Below are 1,392 nucleotides of genomic sequence, written 5' to 3' on the forward strand. Positions count from 1 at the left end.
CCGCCCACGGCCGCGTCGTCCAGCCGCGTCCCGCCACATCTCGATCGTACGGCGGCGGCGGTTCGGCCGGCGGTACGCGTGGGCTCCCTCTCGTCCCCGGTGACCCCGCGAGCCCGCCCGTCCGCTCACGCGATCACGCGCTGTCGCCGCGCAGCCACACCAGCGCGCTGGCGTACTCGCCGGGTGGCAGTTCCACCGGCAGGCCGTGGGCGGCGAGTGCCGCACCCGACCGGCGCAGCCCCGTCCCCTCCGCCGTGAACCAGGTGTCGGCCCTCAACCCCGGTACGCGCAGCGGCGGTTCGGCGGGATGGAAGCCGGCGTCCGGGCGCCGTACCAGGACCACCGCCTCGTTCCCGTCCGCCCGCACGTACGCGACCGCGTCGCTGCGGCCGGCAGCCGGGCGCCGCAGCCGGTACAGGTCACCGTGCTGTACCAGGTGCCGGACCTGCTTGTAGGCGGCCACCAGGTCCGCGGCCTCGGCCAGCTGCTCCGGGGACCACGTCAGCAGGTCACCCCCGAGGCCGAGGACGCCGGCCATGGCGACGTGGAACCGGAACCGCAGCGGGGTGCGGCGGCCGGTCAGGGCGTTGGGGCTGTCGGTCACCCAGGAGGACATCACCGCAGCCGGCCACAGCTGGGTGAAGCCGTCCTGGATCGCCAGCCGGTCCACGGGGTCGGTGTTGTCGGAAGGCCACACCTGGTCGGTGCGGCGCAGTACGGCCGCGTCGATCCGGCCGCCGCCACCGGCGCAGGACTCCACCCGCAGGGCGGGGAAGCGGGAACGCAGCCGGTCGAGCACCTCGTGGAAGCCCTCGGCGTGCCGGACGTACAGCGAACGGTCCGCCCCGGGGGCGCCGCCCCCTTCCGTGACCGACCGGTTGAAGTCCCACTTGAGGAAGTCGACGGCGTTCTCCCGCACGGTCGCGGACAGCACCTCGGTGGCCCAGTCGACGACGTCGTCCCGCGTGTAGTCCAGCATCAGCTGGTTGCGGCGCGGAGTCGGGGCGGGGCCGGGAGCGTGTGCGGACCAGTGCGGGTGCGTCCGGTACAGGTCGCTCTCGGGATTGAACATCTCCGGCTCCACCCACAGTCCGAACCGCATGCCCAGGGAGTGCACGTGGTCGGCGAGCGGCCGCAGGCCGTCGGGAAAACGCCGCGGGTGCGGCGTCCAGTCGCCGAGGCCGGCCCGGTCGTCGTCACGGCGGCCGAACCAGCCGTCGTCGACGACGAACAGCTCGGCGCCCAGGGCGGCCGCGCGGTCGGCGAGGGCCCGCTGGTTGTCCTCGGTGACCTCAAAGCCGGTGGCCTCCCAGGAGTTGTAGAGGACCGGCCTGGTCTCCTCGGGGCCGGGCAGTACGTGGTCGCGCAGCCAGCGGTGCTGGGCGGGGCGGG

General features: G+C 74.4%; 1 protein-coding gene. It reads right to left on the minus strand.

The features are described from left to right. Positions 1-133: 133 nt before the first annotated feature. Positions 134-1,392: alpha-galactosidase (locus ACYVE9_RS26955; protein ID WP_461030509.1), on the minus strand; the 1,259-nt coding region annotated here is incomplete at its 5' end.

This window comes from Streptomyces sparsus (assembly GCF_054776295.1).